Annotated in this window: 26 protein-coding genes; 10 read left to right on the top strand and 16 right to left on the bottom strand. The window is 44.3% G+C overall.

Annotated features, from left to right (window positions below):
• Nucleotides 1-59: 59 nt before the first annotated feature.
• The 3 genes from QWZ07_RS10430 to QWZ07_RS10420 form a co-directional block, all read right to left on the bottom strand.
• On the bottom strand, nt 60-581 hold the full coding sequence (locus QWZ07_RS10430) for an NADPH-dependent FMN reductase (RefSeq protein ID WP_192852656.1): 522 nt from the start codon (nt 579-581) through the stop codon (nt 60-62).
• A 19-nt stretch (nt 582-600) separates the two neighbouring features.
• Entirely contained in the window at nt 601-1,392 is a 792-nt protein-coding gene (locus tag QWZ07_RS10425; RefSeq protein ID WP_192852655.1) for an arylamine N-acetyltransferase family protein, read from the bottom strand.
• Between the two features lie 264 nt (nt 1,393-1,656).
• Nucleotides 1,657-3,219, bottom strand: coding sequence for a glutamate synthase-related protein (locus QWZ07_RS10420; protein ID WP_102315213.1), 1,563 nt, complete (start codon nt 3,217-3,219; stop codon nt 1,657-1,659).
• A 438-nt stretch (nt 3,220-3,657) separates the two neighbouring features.
• Here QWZ07_RS10420 and QWZ07_RS10415 point away from each other — a divergent pair, with 438 nt between their 5' ends.
• Nucleotides 3,658-5,319 (top strand): amidohydrolase family protein, encoded by a 1,662-nt coding sequence (locus QWZ07_RS10415; RefSeq protein WP_065112092.1) that lies wholly within the window; start codon nt 3,658-3,660, stop codon nt 5,317-5,319.
• Between the two features lie 17 nt (nt 5,320-5,336).
• Complete coding sequence (locus tag QWZ07_RS10410; protein WP_017069637.1) at nt 5,337-5,723, top strand: hypothetical protein; 387 nt, start codon at nt 5,337-5,339, stop codon at nt 5,721-5,723.
• A gap of 60 nt (nt 5,724-5,783) precedes the next feature.
• On the opposite strand, the gene QWZ07_RS10405 is transcribed toward QWZ07_RS10410, so the two are convergent.
• Complete coding sequence (locus QWZ07_RS10405) at nt 5,784-6,692, bottom strand: LysR family transcriptional regulator (RefSeq protein ID WP_065112090.1); 909 nt, start codon at nt 6,690-6,692, stop codon at nt 5,784-5,786.
• Between the two features lie 221 nt (nt 6,693-6,913).
• Here QWZ07_RS10405 and QWZ07_RS10400 point away from each other — a divergent pair, with 221 nt between their 5' ends.
• From QWZ07_RS10400 to QWZ07_RS10390, 3 genes are all read left to right on the top strand, one after another.
• A complete protein-coding gene (locus QWZ07_RS10400; RefSeq protein ID WP_192852654.1) occupies nt 6,914-7,672 on the top strand; it encodes a hypothetical protein in 759 nt (252 codons plus the stop codon).
• 193 nt (nt 7,673-7,865) lie between these two features.
• On the top strand, nt 7,866-9,077 hold the full coding sequence (locus QWZ07_RS10395) for a carbohydrate porin (protein WP_102278289.1): 1,212 nt from the start codon (nt 7,866-7,868) through the stop codon (nt 9,075-9,077).
• A gap of 81 nt (nt 9,078-9,158) precedes the next feature.
• Nucleotides 9,159-9,788 carry a histidine phosphatase family protein gene (locus QWZ07_RS10390; protein WP_192852653.1) on the top strand — a complete coding sequence of 210 codons (630 nt, stop codon included), beginning with the start codon at nt 9,159-9,161 and terminating at the stop codon, nt 9,786-9,788.
• A 124-nt stretch (nt 9,789-9,912) separates the two neighbouring features.
• On the opposite strand, the gene QWZ07_RS10385 is transcribed toward QWZ07_RS10390, so the two are convergent.
• A complete protein-coding gene (locus QWZ07_RS10385; RefSeq protein ID WP_192852652.1) occupies nt 9,913-10,470 on the bottom strand; it encodes a YceB family lipoprotein in 558 nt (185 codons plus the stop codon).
• 162 nt (nt 10,471-10,632) lie between these two features.
• Here QWZ07_RS10385 and QWZ07_RS10380 point away from each other — a divergent pair, with 162 nt between their 5' ends.
• From QWZ07_RS10380 to QWZ07_RS10365, 4 genes are all read left to right on the top strand, one after another.
• The gene (locus QWZ07_RS10380) at nt 10,633-11,019 is read left to right on the top strand and encodes a thiol-disulfide oxidoreductase DCC family protein (protein WP_065112086.1); all 387 of its coding nucleotides are present in this window, start codon (nt 10,633-10,635) and stop codon (nt 11,017-11,019) included.
• Nucleotides 11,020-11,255: 236 nt separating this feature from the next.
• Nucleotides 11,256-12,578 (top strand): ABC1 kinase family protein, encoded by a 1,323-nt coding sequence (locus tag QWZ07_RS10375; protein WP_192852651.1) that lies wholly within the window; start codon nt 11,256-11,258, stop codon nt 12,576-12,578.
• Between the two features lie 97 nt (nt 12,579-12,675).
• A complete protein-coding gene (locus tag QWZ07_RS10370; RefSeq protein WP_065112084.1) occupies nt 12,676-13,221 on the top strand; it encodes a glutathione peroxidase in 546 nt (181 codons plus the stop codon).
• Entirely contained in the window at nt 13,218-13,685 is a 468-nt protein-coding gene (locus tag QWZ07_RS10365; RefSeq protein ID WP_065112083.1) for a DUF3429 domain-containing protein, read from the top strand. Before QWZ07_RS10370 ends, QWZ07_RS10365 begins: the two co-directional genes overlap by 4 nt.
• Before the next feature lie 42 nt (nt 13,686-13,727).
• On the opposite strand, the gene QWZ07_RS10360 is transcribed toward QWZ07_RS10365, so the two are convergent.
• From QWZ07_RS10360 to QWZ07_RS10335, 6 genes are all read right to left on the bottom strand, one after another.
• Nucleotides 13,728-14,162: a GNAT family N-acetyltransferase gene (locus tag QWZ07_RS10360; RefSeq protein WP_192852650.1), complete on the bottom strand. Its 435-nt coding sequence runs from the start codon at nt 14,160-14,162 to the stop codon at nt 13,728-13,730.
• A 39-nt stretch (nt 14,163-14,201) separates the two neighbouring features.
• Nucleotides 14,202-14,978 carry a phosphotransferase family protein gene (locus QWZ07_RS10355; protein ID WP_192852649.1) on the bottom strand — a complete coding sequence of 259 codons (777 nt, stop codon included), beginning with the start codon at nt 14,976-14,978 and terminating at the stop codon, nt 14,202-14,204.
• A gap of 55 nt (nt 14,979-15,033) precedes the next feature.
• On the bottom strand, nt 15,034-15,648 hold the full coding sequence (locus tag QWZ07_RS10350) for a LysE family translocator (RefSeq protein ID WP_102362581.1): 615 nt from the start codon (nt 15,646-15,648) through the stop codon (nt 15,034-15,036).
• A 97-nt stretch (nt 15,649-15,745) separates the two neighbouring features.
• Complete coding sequence (locus QWZ07_RS10345; RefSeq protein WP_225998389.1) at nt 15,746-16,108, bottom strand: hypothetical protein; 363 nt, start codon at nt 16,106-16,108, stop codon at nt 15,746-15,748.
• 133 nt (nt 16,109-16,241) lie between these two features.
• Complete coding sequence (locus QWZ07_RS10340; RefSeq protein WP_192852647.1) at nt 16,242-17,678, bottom strand: lipopolysaccharide biosynthesis protein; 1,437 nt, start codon at nt 17,676-17,678, stop codon at nt 16,242-16,244.
• Between the two features lie 15 nt (nt 17,679-17,693).
• On the bottom strand, nt 17,694-18,620 hold the full coding sequence (locus tag QWZ07_RS10335) for a glycosyltransferase family 2 protein (protein WP_102560050.1): 927 nt from the start codon (nt 18,618-18,620) through the stop codon (nt 17,694-17,696).
• A 305-nt stretch (nt 18,621-18,925) separates the two neighbouring features.
• On the opposite strand from QWZ07_RS10335, the gene QWZ07_RS10330 reads away from it, so the two are divergent.
• Nucleotides 18,926-20,071, top strand: coding sequence for a glycosyltransferase family 4 protein (locus QWZ07_RS10330; RefSeq protein ID WP_192852646.1), 1,146 nt, complete (start codon nt 18,926-18,928; stop codon nt 20,069-20,071).
• 109 nt (nt 20,072-20,180) lie between these two features.
• Here the strand turns inward: QWZ07_RS10330 and QWZ07_RS10325 are convergent, their stop codons facing one another.
• The 5 genes from QWZ07_RS10325 to QWZ07_RS10305 all read right to left on the bottom strand — a co-directional run bounded on the left by QWZ07_RS10325 (nt 20,181) and on the right by QWZ07_RS10305 (nt 23,404).
• The gene (locus QWZ07_RS10325) at nt 20,181-20,972 is read right to left on the bottom strand and encodes a ribonuclease H family protein (protein WP_192852645.1); all 792 of its coding nucleotides are present in this window, start codon (nt 20,970-20,972) and stop codon (nt 20,181-20,183) included.
• Nucleotides 20,973-21,053: 81 nt separating this feature from the next.
• Complete coding sequence (locus QWZ07_RS10320) at nt 21,054-21,359, bottom strand: NIPSNAP family protein (RefSeq protein WP_192852644.1); 306 nt, start codon at nt 21,357-21,359, stop codon at nt 21,054-21,056.
• Between the two features lie 50 nt (nt 21,360-21,409).
• Nucleotides 21,410-21,739 carry an AzlD domain-containing protein gene (locus QWZ07_RS10315; RefSeq protein ID WP_102308121.1) on the bottom strand — a complete coding sequence of 110 codons (330 nt, stop codon included), beginning with the start codon at nt 21,737-21,739 and terminating at the stop codon, nt 21,410-21,412.
• Nucleotides 21,736-22,470 carry an AzlC family ABC transporter permease gene (locus QWZ07_RS10310; protein ID WP_192852643.1) on the bottom strand — a complete coding sequence of 245 codons (735 nt, stop codon included), beginning with the start codon at nt 22,468-22,470 and terminating at the stop codon, nt 21,736-21,738. Before QWZ07_RS10310 ends, QWZ07_RS10315 begins: the two co-directional genes overlap by 4 nt.
• Nucleotides 22,471-22,570: 100 nt before the next feature.
• Nucleotides 22,571-23,404 carry an AraC family transcriptional regulator gene (locus QWZ07_RS10305; RefSeq protein ID WP_065103937.1) on the bottom strand — a complete coding sequence of 278 codons (834 nt, stop codon included), beginning with the start codon at nt 23,402-23,404 and terminating at the stop codon, nt 22,571-22,573.
• Nucleotides 23,405-23,434: the final 30 nt, after the last annotated feature.

Genomic DNA, 23,434 nt, shown 5'->3' with positions numbered 1-23,434 from the left:
AGACTCAACCTTAATAACTGAACACCTGAGGTTTATCTTTGAGGCTTAGTATTTAAGGTTCAAAGCTTACTCATGATCGATTTTAGGTTCTCTAACATTTCAGCGTTGGTCACTTCCCCTATCTCTACATCAAAATTGTCGTAAAAACTCGGCACAGACAGTGTGCCTTTGATGTCCGCAGCAAAATATGGCGCAGAGTTTACGGCAGAAGATAGCACCGATGTTGCGCCGCCTGGGCCCGGAGATGCAGCCAACATAACGACAGGCTTGCCTTGGTAAACCTTCATATCAATTCGAGATGCCCAGTCGAACACATTCTTAAAGGCCGCAGTATAAGAACCGTTGTATTCTGCAAACGAAATGACCACAGCGTCAGCTTCACTAATCTTGCTAAAAAAGCGCTGCGCGTGCTGGTGAATACCTGACGCCTTTTCTCTGTCTTCGCTGTAAATCGGCATTTCAAAATCATTAAGATCAAGCACTTCAACTTGCGCGTTGTTCGCAAGGCTTGCGGTATAAGCCGCTAATTGTTGGTTAATCGATGTCTTACTGTTGGTGGCGCCAATGGCTAATACTTTCATTGTTGATCCTTTAAATCGGTTAGAAACATTTCTCTAAAGCTTGGAAAGGTACCTTTAGGGTTAAGCCAAAGTACGTTTGTAATGCAGCAAAATAAGCGGGTTCGTCTTCAAGCAACCACTCTTCTGTTGAGCCGTTTTTGCTAATTTTAATTTTCTGGTTAAGTAGCGTGACAATCCCGTCTTCAATCGGCAGCGCCGCAATACAGTTCGATGTAAAAATCGATTTCGGGCTGTTAGATGTAAAAAAGTTGCTCGACTCTAAATCGTTCGCACACACGTGAGTCATGTCTAGGCTGTATACCTTCATCCACTCTTCACCCTGCTTGATTTGCAATAGCAAGCCGTACAATTCGTCTTCTATGAAACGGAAGGTCTGTAAATCATTAGATTGCTCAAGACCGGTTTCTAGCAGCAATGGAGCTCGAGGTGTAAAGGTGCCAAAGCCCGCATCCACCAACCATTGCTGACCATTGAGTGTCACTAACGTTACTCGATGACTACGCCCTGTCGGCTCACCTGCTAGGTGAACACGGCCAAGTAGGCTTCTGGCTTCAAAACCCAAGTGGGTTAACACATTCAGCAGCAGTCCATTTAACTCTTGGCAATAACCGCCTCGCTGATTAACCACTAGCTTTTGGTAAAGCGCTTCGGGAGATAGTTGAATCGCTTGTCCATTGATCACATCGAAGTTTTCGAACGGGATACTTCTGTGTTGATGCTGATGAATGGCTTTGAGGCTTTCGACCGTAATGTCACTCGTTTCAGATAAGCCTATTCGTGCAAAATATTCAGTCACTTGATTCTGTTCCATACCCTAACCTTCTTAATTTATCTCACCTGCAATTCGTCACTTGTTGGTCTATACAACCATCAGGCGATTGTCTGTGTTTTTAGATTAAGTAGGATGATAAAACCTCAAGTTAACTTGAGGTAAAGTGATATTTTCAAGAAATAGGAAGTAATTTAAAAACGCTAATAAAGCAATGCCTTACAGCAGGTGGAATATAGATTGGTATTGCATGGCAAGAATAAGCACACCCAAAAATGCAGTGAATGTGCTTTATTGAAGTGTTATTTACTTAGATTGATTTAAAGGGCTGACACCTGAATAAGTTACACCTGATAACTCTGCCATTTCACGATTCCATGTCGCTAAATCGTGCGGGTTAAATTGATTCAAATGATCATGACCGCACGCTCTCGCCATCACTTGCATCAATTCAGTCGAAGCTTCGAAGAAGTTCTTCAATTGGTTCGATGCCTTTTCAACGTTTAGCCGTTGGCGTAAGTCGGCTTTTTGAGTCGCGATGCCTGCTGGGCAATTGTTGGTATTACACATTCTCGCCGCCACACAACCAATCGACTGCATGGCGCTGTTCGAGATGGCGACACCATCAGCGCCAAGCGCCATCGCTTTCACAAAGTCCATCGGAACACGAAGTCCGCCAGTAATGATTAAGGTGACTCTGTCACTGACACCTTGCTTGTCTAAATAAGCTCTGGCACGAGCAAGTGCTGGAATGGTGGGAACACTGATATGGTCTCGGAACATTTCAGGCGCAGCGCCTGTACCGCCACCACGCCCATCCAAGATGATGTAATCGGCACTGGCATCGAGTGCAAACTGAATGTCTTCTTCAATGTGATTGGCACTCAACTTGAAGCCAATCGGGATTCCGCCTGTTACTTCTCGAACTCGGTCGGCGAACTTTTTAAAATCCGCGACGGTTTTTAGATCAACAAAGGTTGGTGGAGAAATCGCAGCCGTGCCCGCTTCAATGCCGCGTACCTCTGCAATCTTACCGATGTTCTTAACTCCCGGCAGATGACCGCCTGTTCCAGTTTTCGCCCCCTGTCCGCCTTTAAAGTGAAAGGCTTGGACATTCTTGAGCTTAGATTCATCGTAACCAAACTGAGCACTGGCCAGTTCATAAAAGTAACGTGAGTTCGCGGCTTGCTCTTCGGGTAACATACCGCCCTCTCCAGAACAGATACCCGTCCCTGCGAGTTCTGCGCCTGTCGCCAACGAGACTTTCGCTTCTTCAGACAACGAGCCAAAACTCATATCAGACACAAACAAGGAGATGTTCAACTTGAGCGGCTTCTTCGCTTTAGGGCCAATAATCAGTTCCGTACCCACAGGCACATTTTCAAGCAGAGGTTTGGTCGCCATTTGCGCGACCATCACCTGAATATCATCCCAATGCGGCAATAGATATCTTGGCACACCCATTGAGGTCATGGGCCCATGATGCCCAACCTTAGATAAACCATCGCGCGCCAGTTGATGGATAAACTCGACCGTGGGTTCTTCTTTGGTTGCGCTCGCAGCAGGAGACAAGTCTGGCGCAGCCGCTTGGATGTGAACCTCTGGGCCTTCTTGCCCAACCTGTTCAGCCGTAAACTGTTTATGAGTGCCATCGCAAAAAGGTAGGTTGTTCGAATATTTACAGCGACACAGATAGGCGTCGCCGTTTTCTTCGGCCACAAAACTCTTCGGTTTAAAGCCGGTACCTGCATGAGAACCATCACAAAACGGTTGGTTTTTCGATTTACCACAGGTACAGAAGTAGTACTCCTCCCCTTCGGTTAGCTCCACTTTGATTGGCTTGGTATCCGCTATCACTGGATTCTTCATAGTTCGTTCACCTTTTTCTTTTTTATCATTTGATGACTGAAGCGATGGCTTGCTCACAAGAGTAAAGTAAAGGTGAGATGCGTGACGAATTCAATAAATGGGTGAAGTAAAGCGGTGCCACTCGAAAGCCTGAATCACCATCAAACCGATAACCATCGTGCTGATATTCATATATTGGTTCTATGCCTCAACGATATCCATTCCGTCCAAATAATGGGAAATCACTTTCAAAGACCAACACCAAGACTCTCATCATTAACTCAGGGCTTTTAATTTGTAGGATCAGATCAGACAAACTGAAATTTTGTTATATAAAAATTGGGCTAGAATTATCTCAGCTTCCAAAGGTAAGCCAGAAATACAAACGGCAGTACGACAATTAATTTCAGCTGAAATAGGTAAACACTTTTAACCTTTCCAGCAACAAAGAGAGAAATCATGAAAAAATCATTCAAGAAAGGCCGCATAAGCGGACTTGTTAGTATCGCATTGTGCCTAGGAGCGTCAGGAGCTTTTGCCGCGGATTACGACCTAGTTATCGAGAATGGACGAGTGATGGACCCTGAAAGCATGCTGGATGCTGTATTAAACGTCGGGATCAAAGATGGTCAAATCATCAAAATTACGGCAGAAAAACTCGACGGTGACGAGACAATCGATGCAACAAATCAAGTGGTTGCCCCAGGTTTCATTGATACCCACTTTCACTCGCTAGATGGTTTATCTATCAAGCTTGCAGCCCTAGATGGTGTAACAACGGGTATGGATCTGGAAGTCGGTGCGATTCGCGTCGGTGAGTGGTATGAAGAAAAAGCGGGTAAATGGCCACTGAACTACGGTACTGGTGTCAGCCACGAAGGAGCTCGTCTTCAAATCCTAGATCCTGAAGTGAAAATTACAGGCCCACATGATGCGACTACGATTCTTGGCTCGCTTCGAACAGAAGCGGCTAAAGACGGTGTGAGTGGCTGGTCTGAGACAAAAGCTGACATCGAGCAGATGAACCAAATCCTTTCTGTTCTTGATCAAGGCTTTGCAGAAGGTGCATTGAACCTAGCTTCAACAACCGCTTATATGAAAGATGGCTTGACGGCATTTGAGATGTACGAGTCCATGAAAGTCGCAGCAAACTGGGACCGATTTGTATCATCACATACACGTTTTCACGCTAACCCTTCAAATCCAGAAGCACAGCTAGGTTTTGACGAAATCTTTACCAATGCGATGCTTCTCGACTTACCATTTTTGATGCACCACAACAACGACTTCGGTTGGTGGGAAGTGGAAGAAAAGCTAAAGCTTGCACGAGAAAAAGGCTTAGTGATGTGGTCTGAATACTACCCATATGATGCAGCATCCACTGCGATTGGTTCATCTTTCCTTGTACCGGAATCTGTGGAAGGGATGTACAACGCGAAGTATGAAGAAATGATGTACGACCCAACACGCGATAAATTTCTGACCAAAGAAGAGTATCTGGTCATTGCCGCTGAAGATCCGGGTCACTTGGTGGTTCTGTTTAGCCCTGCACGTAAAGATTGGATGAAATACTGGCTACAAATTCCAAACATGACCGTTGCAGCAGATTCTATCTATTCAGGTTTAGGTACTGATTCTTGGGATGCCGATCCAACAGAATATCAAGGTCACCCTCGAACTGCGGGTACTCGAGGCAAAGTATTACGTATGGCACGTGAAGAAGGCGTACCATTGTTATTCACACTTGCTCAAACGTCTTACTGGGCAGCAAAGCACCTAGGTGATGCGGGGGTTGAATCAATGAAAGTTCGTGGTCGTATGCAAGAAGGCATGGTTGCGGATATCACCATTTTCGACCCAGAAAACGTAACCGATAATGCGACTTACAAAGCCAAAGAACAAGGCAATCCAACAACCGGTATTTCTTATGTCATCGTAAATGGTGAGCAAGTGGTTAAAGAAGCTGAGTTCCAAAAAGTATGGGCAGGCCAACCCATTCGTAACACACCATCGGATGAATCGCGATTTGAAGGATTGAGCAAAGAAAAGTTCTTGGAAAACCTAACAGTACCAACGATTTCTATCGATGACTCGGGTGCCTCTGGCAATCCGCAACTATAGAAAAAGGTGAGGTAATCATGATCAAAAAGGCTATATGTGCATTGCTACTCACGGGTTCGTTTTCAGGAACGACAAGTGCAACTAGCATCGATGATATGGGATTTGATGTGTCTAGTTTTAAACAAACAGGACAACAAATATCTGTCAAAGAACCGAAAGCGCCAACGTTAGTTCAGGAGAGTAAACTGGCCTCATATGTAAGCGAAGTCGGCGTAGATGTCGCCAATTTGTCTCAGGTGCAACTTGATGATTTGATCGGAAGTTATGACCAATTGCCATCAGCGATCTTTTGTGATGAACACCAAGAGTTCGAGATTCAGATATCAAGTACGAATATCTGGCAAAGAACGAAATTGATGAAGTTACGACAAGCGATTGGAGACGATCTACCTAACGCGCACTAATATGCTCTCATAACAGCCAGTGATTTTTACTGGCTGTTTTTTTAATCTAATAAACCCAAGTTAGAAGTATTCATCATAAACGTGTTGGATGTATTCATTAGCAGCAGTAACGATAGATTCCCTTATCCCTTCAATATGCAAAGAGTGTGGGCTCCATAATGAAATGGGAATCTCTAACCCTTTTTTAATCTCAGTAGGCTTGAGCTCAATTAAATTTTGCTGCACAAATTCAGAGTAAATAACAGAGCGAGGAAGTAACGCCCAACCTAAGTCCAGCTGAACCAATTGGATCACAAGCGCAAGTTGGTCAACAAGCTCATAGTTAGCAGAAAGGGTGACTTTATCTGCCATCCCTTCATCGATTAATGATTTCAAGATTAACTGCTTAGATATTTTTAACTTAGAGAACAGTTCGTTTGGTGGCGTTTTACTCAGTTCACTGCCTTTACTTGCGAATGGGATCAGCGTAAGGGTTTCTAGGTAAACCGCGTGAAAGCTATTCATCGCCCTACTCTCGTGAGTATTCACAAAACCGAAGTGCAGTGTCCCATCTTCAATCCCCTGCTTAATCTCCTTTTTATTCATGACCAGCATATTGACTCTACAACCTGGAAAGTCTTTTTGTAATTGCATCCTGATATCAACCAAAATGAGCTGTGGCATAAAGCTTAGATAACCAATATTGATGGTTTCTGGTTCGCCTCGGGAAATGTTGAGCGCTATTTTATCAAAGGCTTTTAGCTGCTCGACGGCTTGCTTTGCATAGCGGTAAAGTAACTTCCCTTCTTGTGTTGCTTCAACACTGCGACCTTTGCGCTCAAAGAGTGCGACATCAAGAATATCCTCTAAATTGACAACAACTTGCCCGACGGTACTACGGTGTTTATCTAGCTTAGCGGCCGCCTTGCTAAAAGACTTTTGCTCGTAAACCGTCACAAAGGTGGAGAGTTGCTCGAGGCTGAAATTCATAGATGACTCCAATATTCAAATTATGCTTTGTTGCTTTCAAATCAATCACTTTGACGTGATGAGTATAGACAGAACATGAATAGGTTACGACTTCCACCTCAAAAAAAAACCAACAAGGTTCAAGTAGTTTGTCTGATCACGTCAGACAATAGCAATTCTGAGTTTCCATTAAACGTTTATATCATTCCGGCTTATCTAAACAACCTATGTGAAATACCGATATGAATACCACCAAGACTTTTACCGCGACCGCTTTGACCTTATCACTGCTTACCTCTCCTTTCATTTTGGCTGATGAAGAACAAAGTGTGGACCCATCCGATGTCGCACGAGCTGTAACCTCATTCACTGTTGGCCTTAGCAACACCGGCAAAGTGAAAGCGATGGGCACCATGGCAATGCCAATCAATGAACAACAGCAAGCCATGATCGTAGCCGAAGGCAATATGACGAATGAAGGCAAATACAGTGATGCACGTGTCCAATACTTCCATGTATTCAATCTTGATAGCGCATCAGTCCCTAAAGTCGCGGCGTCACTCGATCTTATAGACAACGACATGGTCAGCACTGCAGCAGTCGGTGGCGTAGCAGCAATTAACACGGACAGTGAACGTTTTACTGTGTTCCTTCGCGCAGGCGCATTGGCAGGCGAATACAAAGAAGACTTTATCCAAAGCGGTGGATTTGGCATCAACGACCAAACCGCGATTGGTGGTACTGCTGCGGCATTCCTAAACGTTAAAACTGGCGACGATGGCACTTTTTTCACCTTCAATCCGGAATACACATACATCGACGGCGATCTTGAAAGCAGCACCTTGAAAACAACACTCCGCCTTGCAACACCTTTATCACAAGATAAATCTCGCTGGGGAGAGCTAAGAGTAGAGAACACTTATGGCGACGTAAAATCAGCCGTCAAAACTCAACATGTTGATGACACGGCAGCTTGGTTCTTATACCGCGCCTATTTCTAAAACCTCAACGGTCATTGTCCTATTGGGTCAGACAAACCGAATTTCTTCAGTTTCGATATCGCGAATACCATGACGGCAGATTGGCGAAGTAATAATCGAGTTCAGTCACCCACTCCTAAATTAGATACATCATTATTTTTGCACTCAGCGTGTTTGATTAACCAAGCTGAGTCGTAATTACTAAGAGGTTAAAATGAAACATCTTTTGAACCTGTCAACGGTTGCTCTGATATTGGCATCAGGGGTAACAACCGCTGAAGCAATGCCAGTAGAGTCCTCGACTTCGCGTTCACATTACGATTCATGGAATGAAACCAAGCAAAACCTTCAAAAAGAACATGGCTTACAGTTGGGCATGGATTACAACATGCTGAGTATGGGAGCGATTGATCCTCTTGGGGATTCATCTGCTGCGGCAGGAGCATTAAGAGTCTTTGGTCAATGGGATCTTCTAGAGACAGAAGATGGAGACAAAGGTGGAATTGTTTTCAAGTTTGAACATCGACATAAATACACTGAAAACTCCCCGAAAGAATACGGTTTGGCCGATCTCGGTTACTTAGGTTTTGCTCACTCCTTATATGGTGATCAAGGCTTTAGAACTACTCATTTATTTTGGCGTCAGTCTCTAATGCAAGAACAGATGGTGGTTTACGCCGGTTTCTTAGACATGACGGATTACACCGATTTTTATGCGTTAGCTAGTCCATGGAATGACTTCAACAATGGTGTGTTTACTTCCGGTAGTGGAACGATTGGTGGATTGCCTGATGGTGCACTGGGTGTTATGGCCGGCGGTTTTTTCTCAGATAGCATTTATGGCTCGGCCAGTATTCTTGATGCTAAAGGCAACGCTTCTGACTTAGTAGAAGGAGCCAAAGAGCTCTTTGACACAGGAGCCACTTGGAAAAGCTTAGAACTCGGTTGGACACCAAGTAAAGATATGCTGTTCATCAGCAATGCTCATATCAGCCTATGGCAGCGTGACGCAGTTGGAAACGATGATGAAGGTTACGGTATCAACCTGTCTCTATCAGGTTTAGTGGCTGAGCGTTGGTTGCCTTTCATTAGGGCTGGATGGGCTCAAGATGGCGGAGCCATGTACGACGCCTCAGTAAGCGTCGGCTTTGGTTACATTCCTGCACAGAGAAACCAAGACATGTTTGGACTGGCAGTTAACTGGGCAAGCCCAATGGAGAGCACAACGCAAGGGTTGGACTTAGGTGACCAATATACAACTGAAGCGTATTACCGAGCTCAAATCACACCATGGCTGCAAATTTCTCCAAGTGTGCAAGTTCTGAATCACACCGCGATTGATCTGACCAATGGCTTCGACAACATCAATTTAATCCAGAATAAAACCGATGTGGTATTTGCCCTAAAAGCAAAGTTCGAGTTCTAAATTAAACACACGTACAAATGATATTAAGGAAAATATCGTTATTAACCTTGCAAGGAGTGCTAAATAAGTTTCGAGTAAAAAATGAAAGTAAAAATATTCTTGGCGGTACTCTTAGGTATGGCTTGTAATACTGCAACTGCGGAAGCAGAAAAAACAAGTAAAGATGAAGTACAACGAATTATTCTTGTTCGACATGCCGAAAAGCCAGATGACGGCCTTGGTAACCTAACCTGTCAGGGATTGAACAGAGCACTATTATTACCAGATTATATTCAACGTGAGTTCAATAAACCGGACTACATCTTTGCCCCAAACCCATCAATTAAAACCTGCGAGCTGCATGGCGATGGTGAATGCTATAGCTACGTTCGTCCTTTGGTAACCATTGCTCCAACTGCGATCCAATATGGCATGCCCATCAACACACAATATGGTTTGAATGACTTTGAAGGAATTCTTGATGAGTTATTCTTAGAAAAATACCGTAATGCAGATCTTTTACTGGCGTGGGAACACATCAGCATTGAAGTGCTTGTTACTTTGATTAAGCATCGCTTTGATAACGTTGACCCAATCCCAGAATGGCCGAATTCAGATTACGACACTGTTTTTGAGTTAATCATCGATTGGAGTAAACCGAGAGATCTGACAATCAATGTTCATAAACAACAGTTTGGAGACATCTCGACTGAATGCCCTAGCACCAAATAAGTTGCTGATTAATGGCTTTTATCGAACAACAATCAAAAGAGTGAATTAACCTCAGCCCGAGTACACAATAACAAGTTACTCCGTACTCGGGCTAAAACTAGTCAACCTTTAATACAACAAGCCTCTAATCAAATAACTCGATAACCAACTTATTATCTCGGATCACCAGATTCGGTTCTGACGATTTAATCAACGACTCTTGCACTTTATTGCTGTCGAGCTTGTAAACGGGAGACTGGGACAAAGCAAAACCAATCATAGAAACGGCTGGCTTAAGTAGTTTGGCAATCTCTGGCGAAAGCTGTTTATCTTTTTCTTCAAAGCGCTCTAAACGCAGTGATTTTAAATAAATCTCGCCACTCTCTTTGTCGTATTCAGGAATCGCACTGAACTCAATATCCAAATCCAACCCCATATTAGGCATGTTGAACACCTGAACTTTTGCATTGGTATTCGCCAGTACAGAAACACGCTCGGCATCAGCTCGACCAATTTTCACCGCTAAGTCATCGACAGCAACTTGCGCGTACATAACGTTTTGTACACCCACTTCCTGCTCTAACATCACCGAATCTTGCAGGTAGTTCGTCATTTCTTGTTCAGTCACGCTGTAGCTAACACAACCACTTAGCATCAGGGTAGTCATAGCTATAATGAAACGGGTCATTAACTTTGTTGTCATTGGAGATAGGCTCTTAATTTGTAAATGCATGGAACGGATGTTACCTCTAGATGATACTGTAAAATAGTTCTCACAATGACAGTGTCGGATAACTGGGCAGAATGATCCACCTAATTGGTGATGTCGTATAGATTGGTATTCACGAAAAGAGTAAGAAAAACAATGACTGCATTAACGATATTTTACGATGGGACATGCCCGTTATGCGCAAAAGAGATGGCAGCGCTTGCCAAGCATGATACCAAAAATCAGATTCAAACCATCGATATCTACAGTGAGGCGTTTACAGATTACCCGCAGATAGATGCCGAGGCAGCCAACACGATTTTGCATGCACTCGATGAGAATGGAAAATTACTGCTTGGTTTGGACGTGACTTACCAAGCATGGAAGCTGGTTGGCAAAGGTTGGCTATACGCCCCATTGCGTTGGGCGATATTTAAGCCAATGGCCGACTGGTGTTATCTGCGGTTTGCGAAAAACCGATATAAAGTCTCTTTTTGGCTAACTGGACAGTCACGCTGCAACGGAAATAGCTGTACTAAATAGCTCTACTAAATTGCATTGGAATTAAGATATACCACTGGCGACTTTGTAGTAAACAATGCCAAACAGCGCTGCAAATACCAATACCGTTACGGCCACTTTCAACCAAATAAACTTCATATTTTGTCCTTATTAATTTTGTTTACTGTTCCACGAGACAAGTTATCACAACAAAACATTCGGTTGGGTAATGATTAATAGAACTTTGTAGTCAACCTTGATTCCCAGAGAGAACCTTTATGTCGGCAAAAGAGAGAAACCTTCCTACACATCGAATTTCGAGATTCAGTAAGTTTGCCTCACTGGCGACAAGGGTCGCGGGTAATGTGATAACGGAAGGCACCAAGCAACTCGCACAAGGTAACAGGCCAAAAGCAAAAGACTTAATGCTGACGCCGCAGAACATTGCTCGCCTGACTGACCAACTCGCACACCTGCGCGGTGCAGCGATGAAGCTTGGCCAAATGTTATCAATGGACGCTGGCGATGTTCTCGAACCTGAACTCGCCGACATTCTTTCTCGCCTGCGCTCAGACGCCGACCCACTGCCAACAAAGCAGCTCAACCTAGTGCTAGAAAGCTCACTCGGCATCAACTGGAAAGCCGAATTTCTTTCCTTCAACTTTAAACCTATCGCCAGTGCGTCCATAGGACAAGTTCACCAAGCTTACAGTGATGCGGGAGACAAACTTGCCATCAAAGTCCAATATCCAGGCATTCGAAAAAGTATCGACAGTGATGTGGACAACGTAGGCACATTGCTGAACATCGTTGGTTTGATACCCAAGTCCGTCGATTATAAAGGCTTACTAGAAGAAGCTAAGAAACAGCTCCATGATGAAGCGGATTATGCTCGCGAGGCTGACTATGCGACACGTTACTATCATGCACTGAAAGAACACGCTCACTTCGTCGTGCCTAAGATTCACCCCCAAATGTCTTCAGAATCAGTGCTCGCGATGGACTTCATTGAAGGTGTCTCGATAGAGCAAATCGAAGATTACGATCAAAGTACTCGTGATTTTGTCATGCGCAGCTTGCTCGAACTCATGTTCAGGGAATTGTTCGATTTTAAGATGGTGCAGACCGACCCCAACTTCGCCAACTACCTTTACGTTGAAAACACGCGCCAGATTGGGCTGTTAGATTTTGGGGCAACCCGAGAATACAGCGACCGCTTCAGTGATGGCTATCGTTTGGCTTTTACCTCTGTGATTAAACACGATGAGCAAGGACTCAACAAGGCATTGGAACAGATTGGATTCTTTAGCGAGACGATTCTCCCCGATCAGCGCCAAGCCATCCTTAACTTAGTGACTATGGCGTGTGAACCCATGTTGGTTGACGAAGACTACGATTTTAAAGCCAGCGGACTCGCTCAAAAACTTCGTGAAGCTGGCACCATCCTGAGCATGGAGCAAGAGTATTGGCACACACCGCCTGCCGATGCCCTATTCCTACACCGTAAAATCGGTGGCATGTATCTGTTAGCCGCTCGCCTTGGTGCAAGGGTGAACATAAGTCGTTTGGTCGCTCCATATCTCATCAGCGATGACACTTGATTAATTCATAAATAGTGACGGTTAGTGATTCGCAGAGTGATCATTTCCCACGGCGCAAGAGTACTAACAGTTACGCCAACTAAAATGAGCCAAACCTATGAAACCTTCACTGCTTTGCTCCACCGCCCTGATTGCGAGCCTAACGAGCTCTATCGCTGTTGCATCAAGTTGCCCTGAGATACTCAACGGCAAACAACGGTTATTAAACTCCAACGAAGAGATTGAGCTGTGTGAAGAGTTTCAAGGCAAAACCCTTTTGGTTGTGAACACGGCCAGCCAATGTGGCTTCACACCACAATTTAAACAACTGGAGCAATTGCATCAGACCTATAAAGACCAAGGTTTCACGGTGGTCGGCTTTCCAAGCAATGATTTTCGCCAAGACCGAGGAAGCGAAGAGAAGTCAGCCAAAATCTGTTACCTCGACTACGGTGTGACCTTTCCGATGATGGCTCGAGCAACACTATCTGGCAGTAGCGCTAACCCTGTGTTTGCAGAAATTCAACAGCAAGCAGGTGTGACGCCCAAATGGAACTTCTACAAATTCCTAATCAGCAAAGAAGGTAAAGTGGTGGCAACCTTCCCTAGCTCGACATCACCAGTGAGTGCGACACTCAAAAATGCGATTGAGCAGCAGCTATGAGGTCTGATTATTTAGCGCCAACTCAAACCCGCAATACCATGGCCAAGCTCGGTTACATGGGGCTAATCCCGTTTCTATTTGGCCTACTGTTGTCTCTAACCGACAGTCAATTCTTGGGCCTGAGTGGCGAGACACTCTTCATCACCTACAGCGTGGTCATATTGAGTTTTTTGTCGGGTATTTTGTGGGGAAATGGCATCGAAAATTTCGAAAGCCAGTCTAGTAACAAGGCTCTGATTCTAAGTAACGTGATTGTGTTAGTCGCGTGGTTAGCGGTGCTACTTGGGGAACAAAAAGAGTTTCTCACTACTCTGATTCTTATCATCGGCTATATTGCGGTTTGGCGAGCGGAAAGGTCGATGAGAGAAGAAAATCAAAGCGAAGGCCCGGATGGCTACTTTGACATGAGAACTCGGCTCACCTCTAGTGTCGTGTTAATGCACGGTATCGTGATGTTGACTTAGGTGTGTGAAAGCGAGAACCAGCACCCACAGGGTTAAGCAAAATTAGATGATGAGCTGCATCACCAATCTAGGCTCATCTTCGCCAAAATAGTTATCTTCTTCTTTGATCGTGACAAAAGCCATCGATGCATAAAGCGCGCAAGCCGACGTGTTATTGGGATCTACGGTCAGCAATATTTTGGATTCTTGAGGCAGTGTCGCTATAGCCTGCTGCATCAATAAACGCCCCACCCCCATGCCTCGGAATTCTTGATCAACAGCTAATGACAAAACCCAATACTCTTGTGGGTTGTCGGTTGGCGTCATCAATACATAACCCGCAACCTTCAACTCTTGCTTAGCCACCAATAAGCCCTTCCCCCAGCAATCAAATGCCTGACGAAAGAAAAACTGCGGATAGGCGTGGTCACCAAACAAAGTATGTTCAAGCTGGTAAATATCAACCAGTTCTTGTTTTTCCGCACAAACAACATTCATAGATAGACCTTAATAGATGTGACTACAACCGCCCTTCGACTACAATCGGCCTTCAACTGAAGCCAACCAAGTGGGCAATTGCTCTCTAAACCAATTGATGTATTTCGAAGCTTCAGGGTTGTTACGCGTGACTAATATATTCGTGACTTCGACTACGATCCAGCTTTTCGCGATGATCAATTGCTTGATTAAATCCTCACGCGGAATCAAGGTGTTATGGCAAAGGTACTGATCAACAATGCACTCATAATCTGACAAAGTCCCCATTCGTGAAACGAGCGGAGTCAAATCTATCGCAGGGCTGCCAAAACCAAAACGCTCCCAGTCAAATAGCACGAGCTGACCGTTGTCTCTTCTCCCCCAATTCCCTTCATTCGCATCCCCAGAGACCAAAGTTTTATGGTCGAACAAAGCATCACTAAGCTGCTGAATACAGAGCAAACTATCTTGTGTTACTAGAGGTAATTTCAGAGAGGCTAAAGCTGTCTCGGTTTCATTTATGTGCCAACAATGCTCTTTGACTTTAAAGCTCGGTACATATTGAGACTGGTGAATACGAGAAAGTTGCTGATATACATCGGAGGTGATTTGAAGTTCAGTTAATTTCAAAGAGTGCGGAATGTATTCGATATATAGATCATCCCCTTTAACAACCAATAGCTTAGGGCTATGCACACCAGACAAATGCTGAGCTGCATGTTGGTAAAAGGAAATCTCTACGCCACCAGCACCTTGCTTTCGAATACAAAGTTCACCATCAAGCTCTTCCAAGGTGACCCGAGCAGAACCCATTTTAGATAGATCATTGGTGCTCATAACATTCCTTTTCACCATTCAAATGAAGCAAGCAAAGAGTTCTGCTTCATATTCCTTACTGTCGGCTGATCAGCAGGTTCGCACCAGAAAATGCTAAAAACACCGAGCAGGCTTTATTGAAACGCTGCGCCATTTCAGGCTTAGAGAACCAATGTCTAAGATATAAACCGAAGGCTGCATAGATAGAGATAGCAACCATCTCTAATACTAGAAAAGTACTTCCTAAAATAAAGAATTGGGTATGAACATTGGCAGAAACATCGACAAATTGAGGAAGGAATGCGGTGAAGATAAGTATCGCTTTCGGGTTGCCAGCGGCGAGAGCAAATTCTTGTTTAACTAAACCAAACCAATTCTTGTTGTGCTCAATACCAACAATAGGGCTGGCTTTTGAGCGCCACAAATTAAACGCAATCCAAAGTAGGTACATTGCGCCAAACAGCTTGATCATGAAAAACAGAGTTTCAGAAGTATAGAGGACAACAGCGAGTCCAGAAGCAGCCAGAGCGATCATGCCAGAAAAGGCGCAGATTCTTCCTAACCCTGCGACGAAAGCCGCTTGAAAGCCATAACAGCGGGCGTTGTTCATCGCCAATAGGTTATTGGGTCCAGGCGTTAAATTTAAAGCAAAACAGGCCGGGATAAACAGCAGTAACTTCCATATTTCCATTGAGGCTTCCTAGTCGCAATATGCTGCGGTTATAAAATCATTGAACAAGATCTTATCTTTTATAGCAGCATTTAAAAGATCTGCCGCATCCTTTTAGTTAGTTCTCAAAAAACTTCTCGTATTCTGGCGTAGAGAGGTTTTCTGCAACACCTATCTCACCAACGATATAAATAGCACTGGCAATGGTATCTAAAGTTGGATTAGGTTCGCACTTTGGCACTTCACCAACCACAGGAACAGCCTCTGGATTGAATGTAGAGTTACAGACAACGCTAGCACACACGATATTTTGCTGCTCTTGCAAAGAAACTTCAGGAGGATTGAAGTCGGGCGACTTATAACCTAGCGCATTTTCCTCTTGTGAGTTTAAGTCAGAAGCCGAAGCATCCACCGTTGAAAAATCAGAGGAGCTGTATGAGGCAACTGAAAACAAAGAGAAGAGCAACATCCACTTATTCATGTATCTTTCCATAGTTAGCATTCATTGAATTTATAAATACTATCTAATCCAAAAGATTATGAACAGTGTTTTATTATAAGTGTTTGAATTTTGATTCGCTCAATGAAGCTCTTCATCGCCTGAATGACGCAGTTTAGCCAACATGTGAATGCTTGCCGAGTGTCAATTTATCAAGCAGAGTTTGAGGAATAACGATGACCGAGTATTTAATAAAGGCCACCAGCGTGATTAGAGCAACACAGATACCTAAAACAAAGTCATGAACATTAGCGAATACCAAACCAAGAAGTCGATCACACGCGATAGCCACAACAGCGATACTGACTGCGGTTACCCACTTACTGTGTTGATACGGTAAATATTCCATCGATTGACTGACAAAATATAGGAGCAACAACCTTAAGGTATACGTGCCGCAAAGAACGAAGATAACGCCCCCCACACCAAATATCGGTGTCACTGTAAAATAACCAATGGCAGCCAATATCGCGCACCCACCTTGAACCCACATTTGCGATTGACTCGAATCGCCACTGAAACAACCAAGGTTAAGGTAATCACCTGCGTTTTTGATAACGCTAATGGCAAGCAAGGCGACAACAAGAGTCCCTGCATAGTGATAACTGCTCGGCAAAATTAAAGAGATAAAACCGGGCACCGTTAGAATCATCAAAGAACCCAACACAATCGCGAAATTCACTCCGACTAAGGCACTATCAGCACACTTTTTGCTACCTCCCGGTTGTTGAAGCATAGCGACACGGTTTGGGAACCACCAAAGCGCGTAAGGCTGTAGCAACAAGCCAAGCAGCAATGCAAACTTGCCACTGACCGCATAAATCGCCAGTTCTTCCACCCCAACAAAGCTCGCCATCACCCAACGATCTAACCCTGTGATCATGTAAATTGACGCACCACCCATCAAAGCAGGCAGTCCAAACTTTAAGATCTTGGCTGAGTATTTGAAGCAGCCAAAAGTTCCCATCTCTTGCCACTGATAACGCACTAAACAAACCATGAGTAACACGCTAGATACCGCCGCTGAGATCAACACGCCATCAATCCCATATCCAGCCTCAAGCAGCGCAAAAGTCATCGAGGCTTGAACACCTGCTTTGAAGACATTGAGCAAGCAAAAACGTTTCGCCATCGCATTCATTCGCATTAAGGTAAGCGGAATAGAGATCGCTCCGTCGAGCATGACAGGGATAAGGAGAAGGAGAATTTGGTACGGCTGAAACTCTACGGGCAGCATAAATATTAATAGCGGCATACTAAGAGCAATTAAAGCGCCCCCTAGCACACACACCAAAACACTTAACGTGAAACAGTTCGAGACCAGTTTTCGCTTTTCATCACCCTCGACGACACCAACGTAGCGATACATGGCGTCTACGATACCGAAGCTAAATAATATCGTCCCGATATCGGCCAACAACACGATCGCTTCTAAAGAGCCATATTCTGCTAACGTCATTTTGTGGGTAATGTACGGGATCATCACCAATGAGATCCCCTTCATCATCACGATACCAATGGCGTAATAGGCAGACTGTTTTAACGAACCCATAGCGTCACCTATCCTTTACCAAGCGGGCGTTAGGAAACTTTTACAATCTCCGAGCAGGTGTCGCAAGGTTCTCTTCTGTGGAGCCATCACCAGAGAGCGAAAACTGTAGGCAACCGCCTGTCGGTTTTGTTGTAAACCTCGGTAATAGTCAGCGTAGCCCTCTAGTATTCTCGCCTTAGCAACCTTGAAACTAGATGACCTTAAATTCCAATGCTCACTATTATTTTGGTAACGCTGAAGAATTGATTCTATTGACTGCAGGTTTCTCAGCTTAAGGCTTTCCGTTTGAGTAACGGAACTCGCCCTCATTAGGTAACCAACCTGCACTGAATTCAACACCCCGATCTGGTGGTTCTCACTCATTCGAAGCCATAACTCCCAGTCTTCCCCATACTTAATATCTGCATCAAAGCTGTTGGTTTGAGAGAACACATCAGCTTTCACCATGACGGTTGAGGTACCAATAACGTTATTTTCGATAATGAATTCTAGCGGGCTCTCAATATTAATGAACAATTCGTCTTGGTCTTGAAACTGCGACCAGTAACTAAAACAGTCGATAATCACTTGGTAGTCTTCAGTGAGGTGTTCGTAGTTAGTAAAGCTCATCGCAAGATCTGGGTAGCGCTGATGAAACTCAAGTTGTCGTTCGATTTTTTCTGGAAACCAAAAGTCGTCAGCGTCTAAAAAAGCAATGTATTCGCCCGTCGCTTTATCAATGCCTAAGTTCCTCGCTTGAGGGGCACCAACACCTAAGGTTGATAGCGTAATAATACGTTCATCATCAATCGATGCGAGGTAAGTGGACGTTCCATCATTACTGTTATCGTCAATAATGATTAGCTCAACGTCTTGATGAGTCTGTTTTAACACGCTGCCGATTGCTTTCGGCAGGTAATCTAAACAGTTGTAGGTAGGAATAATAATACTTACTTTAGCCATAATGACGCTCTCACATTTATACGTTATACAGCTAAGAGTGCATGTTCTGTGCCGAGAGCTTAGGCTTATTGGTTTGCTTTCATATCAATGTCTTACGAACTAATTCGCAAAATGACGACAAGGTGCGTACAGCGGAGAAACTCAAAATTTTAATTTGATTACCATTTTGAGAAAATCAGCCCCACCTTCGCGATAACCATAAGAAAGTCATCCCCTTTCCTCTAAAATCCTCCCTAAAACCCCATTCAATCTTGGTTCGTATTTTGCTTAGTTTACTATAGTGGCCTTCATCAAGGGAGCAAAAAATGAAAAAAGTAGCATTTATAGCGCCTACTTATCCTGTCCTCAGTGAGACCTTCATTCAAACCGAAGTCGACTCCGTTAAAGCGTGTGGGCACGACGTCTGTGTGATGACGTTCAAGATTGAGGACAGCGAAAAGTCATTCGACTATGACATCATAAAAATTGGCAAGGATGTTCGGGCGGGCAAGATAACCAACATCAACTGGATCGGCTTTGTTAAAGCGCTTTCGTTTGTTTCAAAGCAAAATAGCATGCCTAAAAATTCACTTTTCGCTTATGGATTTAAGCTGGCGTTACAACTCGCAGAAAAAGACGTTAACCATGTTCATGCGCATTTTTGCCAACACACCACCGCACATGCGATTGTCGCCGCTAAGCTTCTCAATATTACCTGTTCGTTTGTTGCCCATGGTCACGATGTCTACGAATTTGCTTACGATATTGAATACAAAATTTCATCGAGTGACTTTGTGGTTGCGGTCTGCAAAGACATGCTCACCGATTTCAACAACATGGCAAAAGGGAATATCAAGCTCCTTCACTGTGGTGTAAATACTAAACAATTCCAACCACACCCAAAAACCGACGCCAAGCAACTTCGACTCGTTTTTCTTGGCCGATTAGTTGAACAAAAAGGTATTCACCATCTTATAGATGCGTTGGCACCGATTGCCCAACCTCTCGACATTCATCTTGATATCGTCGGCACTGGCGATTTAGAACAACAATTAAAAACACAAGTTGAGCAACAAGGTTTAACTCGACACGTCAATTTTCTAGGAGCTAAGCCCCACGAATGGGTGAAAGTGAACCTAACGAATTACGATAGCTTGATCGCACCGTTCTGCTTCTCGGAAACGGGTTGTGTGGACACAGGTCCACTGGTACTTAAAGAAGCGATGGCCGTGGGAACTCCAGTGATTACCACCAATATCATGGGTTGTAAGGAGATCGTCACTCCAGAGACAGGGTTTGTGGTTAGCGAGAAAAACGTTGAGGAATTAAGAGAAGCGATTGAGCGTTTTGCGCAGTTGAGCTGCAATGACAAAACAGAGATGGGGATTAAAGCAAGAACAAGAGTGGAAGAGAGTTTTAATTCGTTGAAACAAGCTCAACAACTGTCTCACTGGATAGAAAACCCAGCTTAATCTTCGACTAAACAAGTTGAGTGAAATGAGGCGGGAGCATACAACAAAGCGTTACCTTAATATAAACAGTAGCGCTTTGGTTAACTCACTTTCTAACTTTTGACTCTTGCTAGCCCGCTCGCAAAGCTAAGATTTCAGTGAGATCGTCAGTTTCAGTATATCGACTCAAGTCTTGCTCTTTAGAAGCAATCGCCACAATAGACATTCGGTCGGCAAGCTCGTTACCTTCAATACCGACGTGGCCATTTACGTGGTAAATGGTAATTCTAGAAGCCAACTCTTGGTAAAGGGCATACGCAGGCTTAATGATATCGAGGTTTTTAATTTCGCCCCCCGACTTCGTCCAGCCTTTTTTCTCCCAACCTGTAGCCCATTTGGTGATGCAATCAATCGAGTACTTAGAATCGCAATAAATCGCGACAGATAAACCAGCTTTCAGCTTTTCCTTAGCCAGAATAAATGCTTGCTTCAAGCCATGCAGCTCTGCTGTATTATTAGTTCCAACCTGCTGATACAAGCCATACCACAACTCGGTTAATTCGTTGTTCAAGTAGACTGCTAAGCCTGTGCCCGCTTCACCAGGGTTCGGCTCACAAGCGCCATCTGTGTATATCTTGATATCGAAAGGCATTTCAGAGATTTGCTGCTCAGAAAGAGGTGGAACTTTCGCTTTCTTAGGCTTACCCGCAACACTTGGCTTGGTCGATGAAGATCCAGATGTTGAAGCAGAACTAGACGCAGAAGATGCTTTACCACCGAAAGCGGACTCTGCTTCGCCTAATGTTGGAAACGATTTATATCTCGCACCAGCGAAACCATCGACTTGCGACTTACACTCATTCCAAGTAGTAAAAATACCCGGTGTACGACCTTTCCAAACCACATAATACTTCTTAGCCAAATTAACTCCTTACCAGAACCTAAATACACAAATAGTGAATCAATACATTAGAAGTCACCACGCCAAGCGTTGCAAGGTCAATCAGTTAAAAACAGGTCTAAAGAAGCTACGTTCATAACTAACAATACAATCGACCTCATCAGCAAATTCGAAGGCTTTGATACACTCAGGATCATTTAGCGACTGAGTACGGTACTCCTCATAAGCCGCCAAACTATCAAAAGAGAATAGTGCTAACGCGATATTGTTCGCACCCTCTGATGGCAAAAAGTAACCATTGTGTTGACCGCCAAATTTAGTCACCAAAGGAATCCACATTTTTGCGTAGGTCTCGAACTCCTTTATCTTCTTAGGATCAATTACATATCGAACATAACAAGTAATCATAGTTATATAGCCCTTAAATTACGGGGAAAACATAAAATCAATATTGGGAATCAAGAGAAAAGGAAATCAACCGCGACAAGGTTGTAGAACAAGAACACCGCCATGCTGACACCGATCGTTAGCAGCACATTACCCGTTTTCCAAATCAAAAGCCCAGTCACTACCGCGCCGATTAAATAAGGGTTTTCTAGGCTTGGCCAAAAAGCTTGCTCTGGTGCGAACACAATCGGCCCCCAGATTGCCGTTAATACCGCAGGGCTCGAATAACGCAACAATCGTCTCGCAGTGCTGTTTAATCGAAGCGGGATGGCCGGTTCTAGAAACAAATATCGACTAAGGAAAACAATCGCGGTCATGAGGAATATCGATAGCCAGATCATGCCGAATCCCCCTCTTTGATGAGCTTATTGTCGTTTCTACGTTCCACAAATGACTCGCTGATAAAGCCGGCTAACATACCCGAAATAGCAGCAATCATAAGGCCACCTTCAACATTGTTGACTGACAAGGCAACGGAGGCGATCAAAGACACCACAACACATACCACGACTGGCCAGGTTCTGATTAATGGGAAAACCAAAGCAATAAAGGTTGCCGCGACCGCAAAATCGAGACCGATTTCATTGAGTGACGGAATCTGACTTCCTGCGACAATGCCGACGAAACTCGCGATGTTCCAAACCAGATAAAAACCACCACCTACACCCGCCGCGTACCAACGATTAAATTCTTGTTGATACTGCCCACTGCAAATCGCGAACAGTTCGTCGGTGAGCCAAAAACCGAGCAATAGACGCCAGCGAGCCGGAAGATGACTAATTTTGTCGCGCATCGACACGCTATAAAGAAAATGCCTTGAAGTAATAAAGAATGTTGTTAACAACATAGTCCCTAACCCAATGCCCGATTTGAACATCCCCGCCGCCACTAATTGCGCTGAACCCGCAAACAAAATCGCAGACATAGCCTGAGCTTGAAGCTGATTCAGACCAGCATCTATTGCATACGAGCCAGCTAATATGCCCCACGGTATTACAGCAATACTCAAGGGCATCGCAGCCAAAACGCCTTTCCATAACTGCGTGCGTCTATTCATTGTGTTGTTATCCATATTTTCCTAGTTCTCTTTGCATTGGCTATTCAATGTAAGAGAGGGTTAACTTATTCGATTGTACAAACTTGCTCTATATCTAAGGTATAAAGCACAAATCTCAACGCATCTTTACGTACTGACCCGGCGTATAACCGTTGGCTTTCTTAAAGTGACGATGGAAGTGGCTTTGGTCATGGAAACCACATTCTTGAGCCGTATCGGAAATCGAATGCCCCTGTTTGAGGAGCGTACGAGCCAACCTTAATCGAGACTGGATCTGATAAGCATGCGGAGGAAGACCAAATTCTTTTTGAAATGAGCGCACCAAATGAAATGGACTCAAAGCAGCTAGCTTAGACAACTCATCGAGTGACACATCCGCTTGTGGAAAGTCATCAAGAAACTCTTTTACCAGTATAAGCTGACGTTGGACTTTGCTATCCAGTTGAGGCGTTAGACTCGATTTCCCGTGTCTGCTGATTAACTTAACCAACATCCCATACATCAAGGTTTCTCTGAGCAGGCGATTATCTGATTCTTCAATCGTATTGAAAACCAACCTCAGTTGATTGGCGAGCTCTGGATCTTCAACAACGGCTCTTGGGAAATAAGGGGCACCATAGTTAGGCAGGTTCAACTCTTGAGTGATCTTGGCGAGTTGTTCTGGAAGTGGGTACATTGCACGATATGCCCAACCACCTTCAGTGGCAGAATGTCCGCTGTGTACCTCATCTGCATTGACCAAAATGATCGCATCTTGGGGGGCTATATGATGGCCGCCGGTTCGATAAAAACGCTGAGCACCCTGCTCTATCACACCGAACGTATAACCTTCGTGACTATGACGTGAGAAATTCTGCTTTTCGTATTCAGCATTGAGGATCTCAAGACCACCGAGTTCTTCCGTGACCTTATAATCGGCTTTCTCTTTAGAGCCCTTCTTGTTCTCCATAACCATCCTCAAACCTGCTAATCACCGAGC

The sequence above is a fragment of the Vibrio lentus genome, from assembly GCF_030409755.1.
GTDB lineage: Bacteria > Pseudomonadota > Gammaproteobacteria > Enterobacterales > Vibrionaceae > Vibrio > Vibrio lentus.
Note: the sequence above shows the minus strand (reverse complement) of the source record. Positions and strands in the feature narration are given on the sequence as shown.

What these genes read in the sequence shown, in the direction of transcription:
- QWZ07_RS10385 (WP_192852652.1), bottom strand. Translation starts at nt 10,470, where the DNA reads ATGACAACAAAGTTAATGACCCGTTTCATTATAGCTATGACTACCCTG.
- QWZ07_RS10330 (WP_192852646.1), top strand. Translation starts at nt 18,926, where the DNA reads ATGAAAAAAGTAGCATTTATAGCGCCTACTTATCCTGTCCTCAGTGAG.
- QWZ07_RS10305 (WP_065103937.1), bottom strand. Translation starts at nt 23,404, where the DNA reads ATGGAGAACAAGAAGGGCTCTAAAGAGAAAGCCGATTATAAGGTCACG.
- QWZ07_RS10425 (WP_192852655.1), bottom strand. Translation starts at nt 1,392, where the DNA reads ATGGAACAGAATCAAGTGACTGAATATTTTGCACGAATAGGCTTATCT.
- QWZ07_RS10340 (WP_192852647.1), bottom strand. Translation starts at nt 17,678, where the DNA reads ATGGGTTCGTTAAAACAGTCTGCCTATTACGCCATTGGTATCGTGATG.
- QWZ07_RS10365 (WP_065112083.1), top strand. Translation starts at nt 13,218, where the DNA reads ATGAGGTCTGATTATTTAGCGCCAACTCAAACCCGCAATACCATGGCC.
- QWZ07_RS10320 (WP_192852644.1), bottom strand. Translation starts at nt 21,359, where the DNA reads ATGATTACTTGTTATGTTCGATATGTAATTGATCCTAAGAAGATAAAG.
- QWZ07_RS10310 (WP_192852643.1), bottom strand. Translation starts at nt 22,470, where the DNA reads ATGGATAACAACACAATGAATAGACGCACGCAGTTATGGAAAGGCGTT.
- QWZ07_RS10415 (WP_065112092.1), top strand. Translation starts at nt 3,658, where the DNA reads ATGAAAAAATCATTCAAGAAAGGCCGCATAAGCGGACTTGTTAGTATC.
- QWZ07_RS10420 (WP_102315213.1), bottom strand. Translation starts at nt 3,219, where the DNA reads ATGAAGAATCCAGTGATAGCGGATACCAAGCCAATCAAAGTGGAGCTA.
- QWZ07_RS10345 (WP_225998389.1), bottom strand. Translation starts at nt 16,108, where the DNA reads ATGAATAAGTGGATGTTGCTCTTCTCTTTGTTTTCAGTTGCCTCATAC.
- QWZ07_RS10360 (WP_192852650.1), bottom strand. Translation starts at nt 14,162, where the DNA reads ATGAATGTTGTTTGTGCGGAAAAACAAGAACTGGTTGATATTTACCAG.
- QWZ07_RS10335 (WP_102560050.1), bottom strand. Translation starts at nt 18,620, where the DNA reads ATGGCTAAAGTAAGTATTATTATTCCTACCTACAACTGTTTAGATTAC.
- QWZ07_RS10350 (WP_102362581.1), bottom strand. Translation starts at nt 15,648, where the DNA reads ATGGAAATATGGAAGTTACTGCTGTTTATCCCGGCCTGTTTTGCTTTA.
- QWZ07_RS10400 (WP_192852654.1), top strand. Translation starts at nt 6,914, where the DNA reads ATGAATACCACCAAGACTTTTACCGCGACCGCTTTGACCTTATCACTG.
- QWZ07_RS10390 (WP_192852653.1), top strand. Translation starts at nt 9,159, where the DNA reads ATGAAAGTAAAAATATTCTTGGCGGTACTCTTAGGTATGGCTTGTAAT.
- QWZ07_RS10395 (WP_102278289.1), top strand. Translation starts at nt 7,866, where the DNA reads ATGAAACATCTTTTGAACCTGTCAACGGTTGCTCTGATATTGGCATCA.
- QWZ07_RS10375 (WP_192852651.1), top strand. Translation starts at nt 11,256, where the DNA reads ATGTCGGCAAAAGAGAGAAACCTTCCTACACATCGAATTTCGAGATTC.
- QWZ07_RS10405 (WP_065112090.1), bottom strand. Translation starts at nt 6,692, where the DNA reads ATGAATTTCAGCCTCGAGCAACTCTCCACCTTTGTGACGGTTTACGAG.
- QWZ07_RS10315 (WP_102308121.1), bottom strand. Translation starts at nt 21,739, where the DNA reads ATGATCTGGCTATCGATATTCCTCATGACCGCGATTGTTTTCCTTAGT.
- QWZ07_RS10380 (WP_065112086.1), top strand. Translation starts at nt 10,633, where the DNA reads ATGACTGCATTAACGATATTTTACGATGGGACATGCCCGTTATGCGCA.
- QWZ07_RS10430 (WP_192852656.1), bottom strand. Translation starts at nt 581, where the DNA reads ATGAAAGTATTAGCCATTGGCGCCACCAACAGTAAGACATCGATTAAC.
- QWZ07_RS10370 (WP_065112084.1), top strand. Translation starts at nt 12,676, where the DNA reads ATGAAACCTTCACTGCTTTGCTCCACCGCCCTGATTGCGAGCCTAACG.
- QWZ07_RS10410 (WP_017069637.1), top strand. Translation starts at nt 5,337, where the DNA reads ATGATCAAAAAGGCTATATGTGCATTGCTACTCACGGGTTCGTTTTCA.
- QWZ07_RS10355 (WP_192852649.1), bottom strand. Translation starts at nt 14,978, where the DNA reads ATGAGCACCAATGATCTATCTAAAATGGGTTCTGCTCGGGTCACCTTG.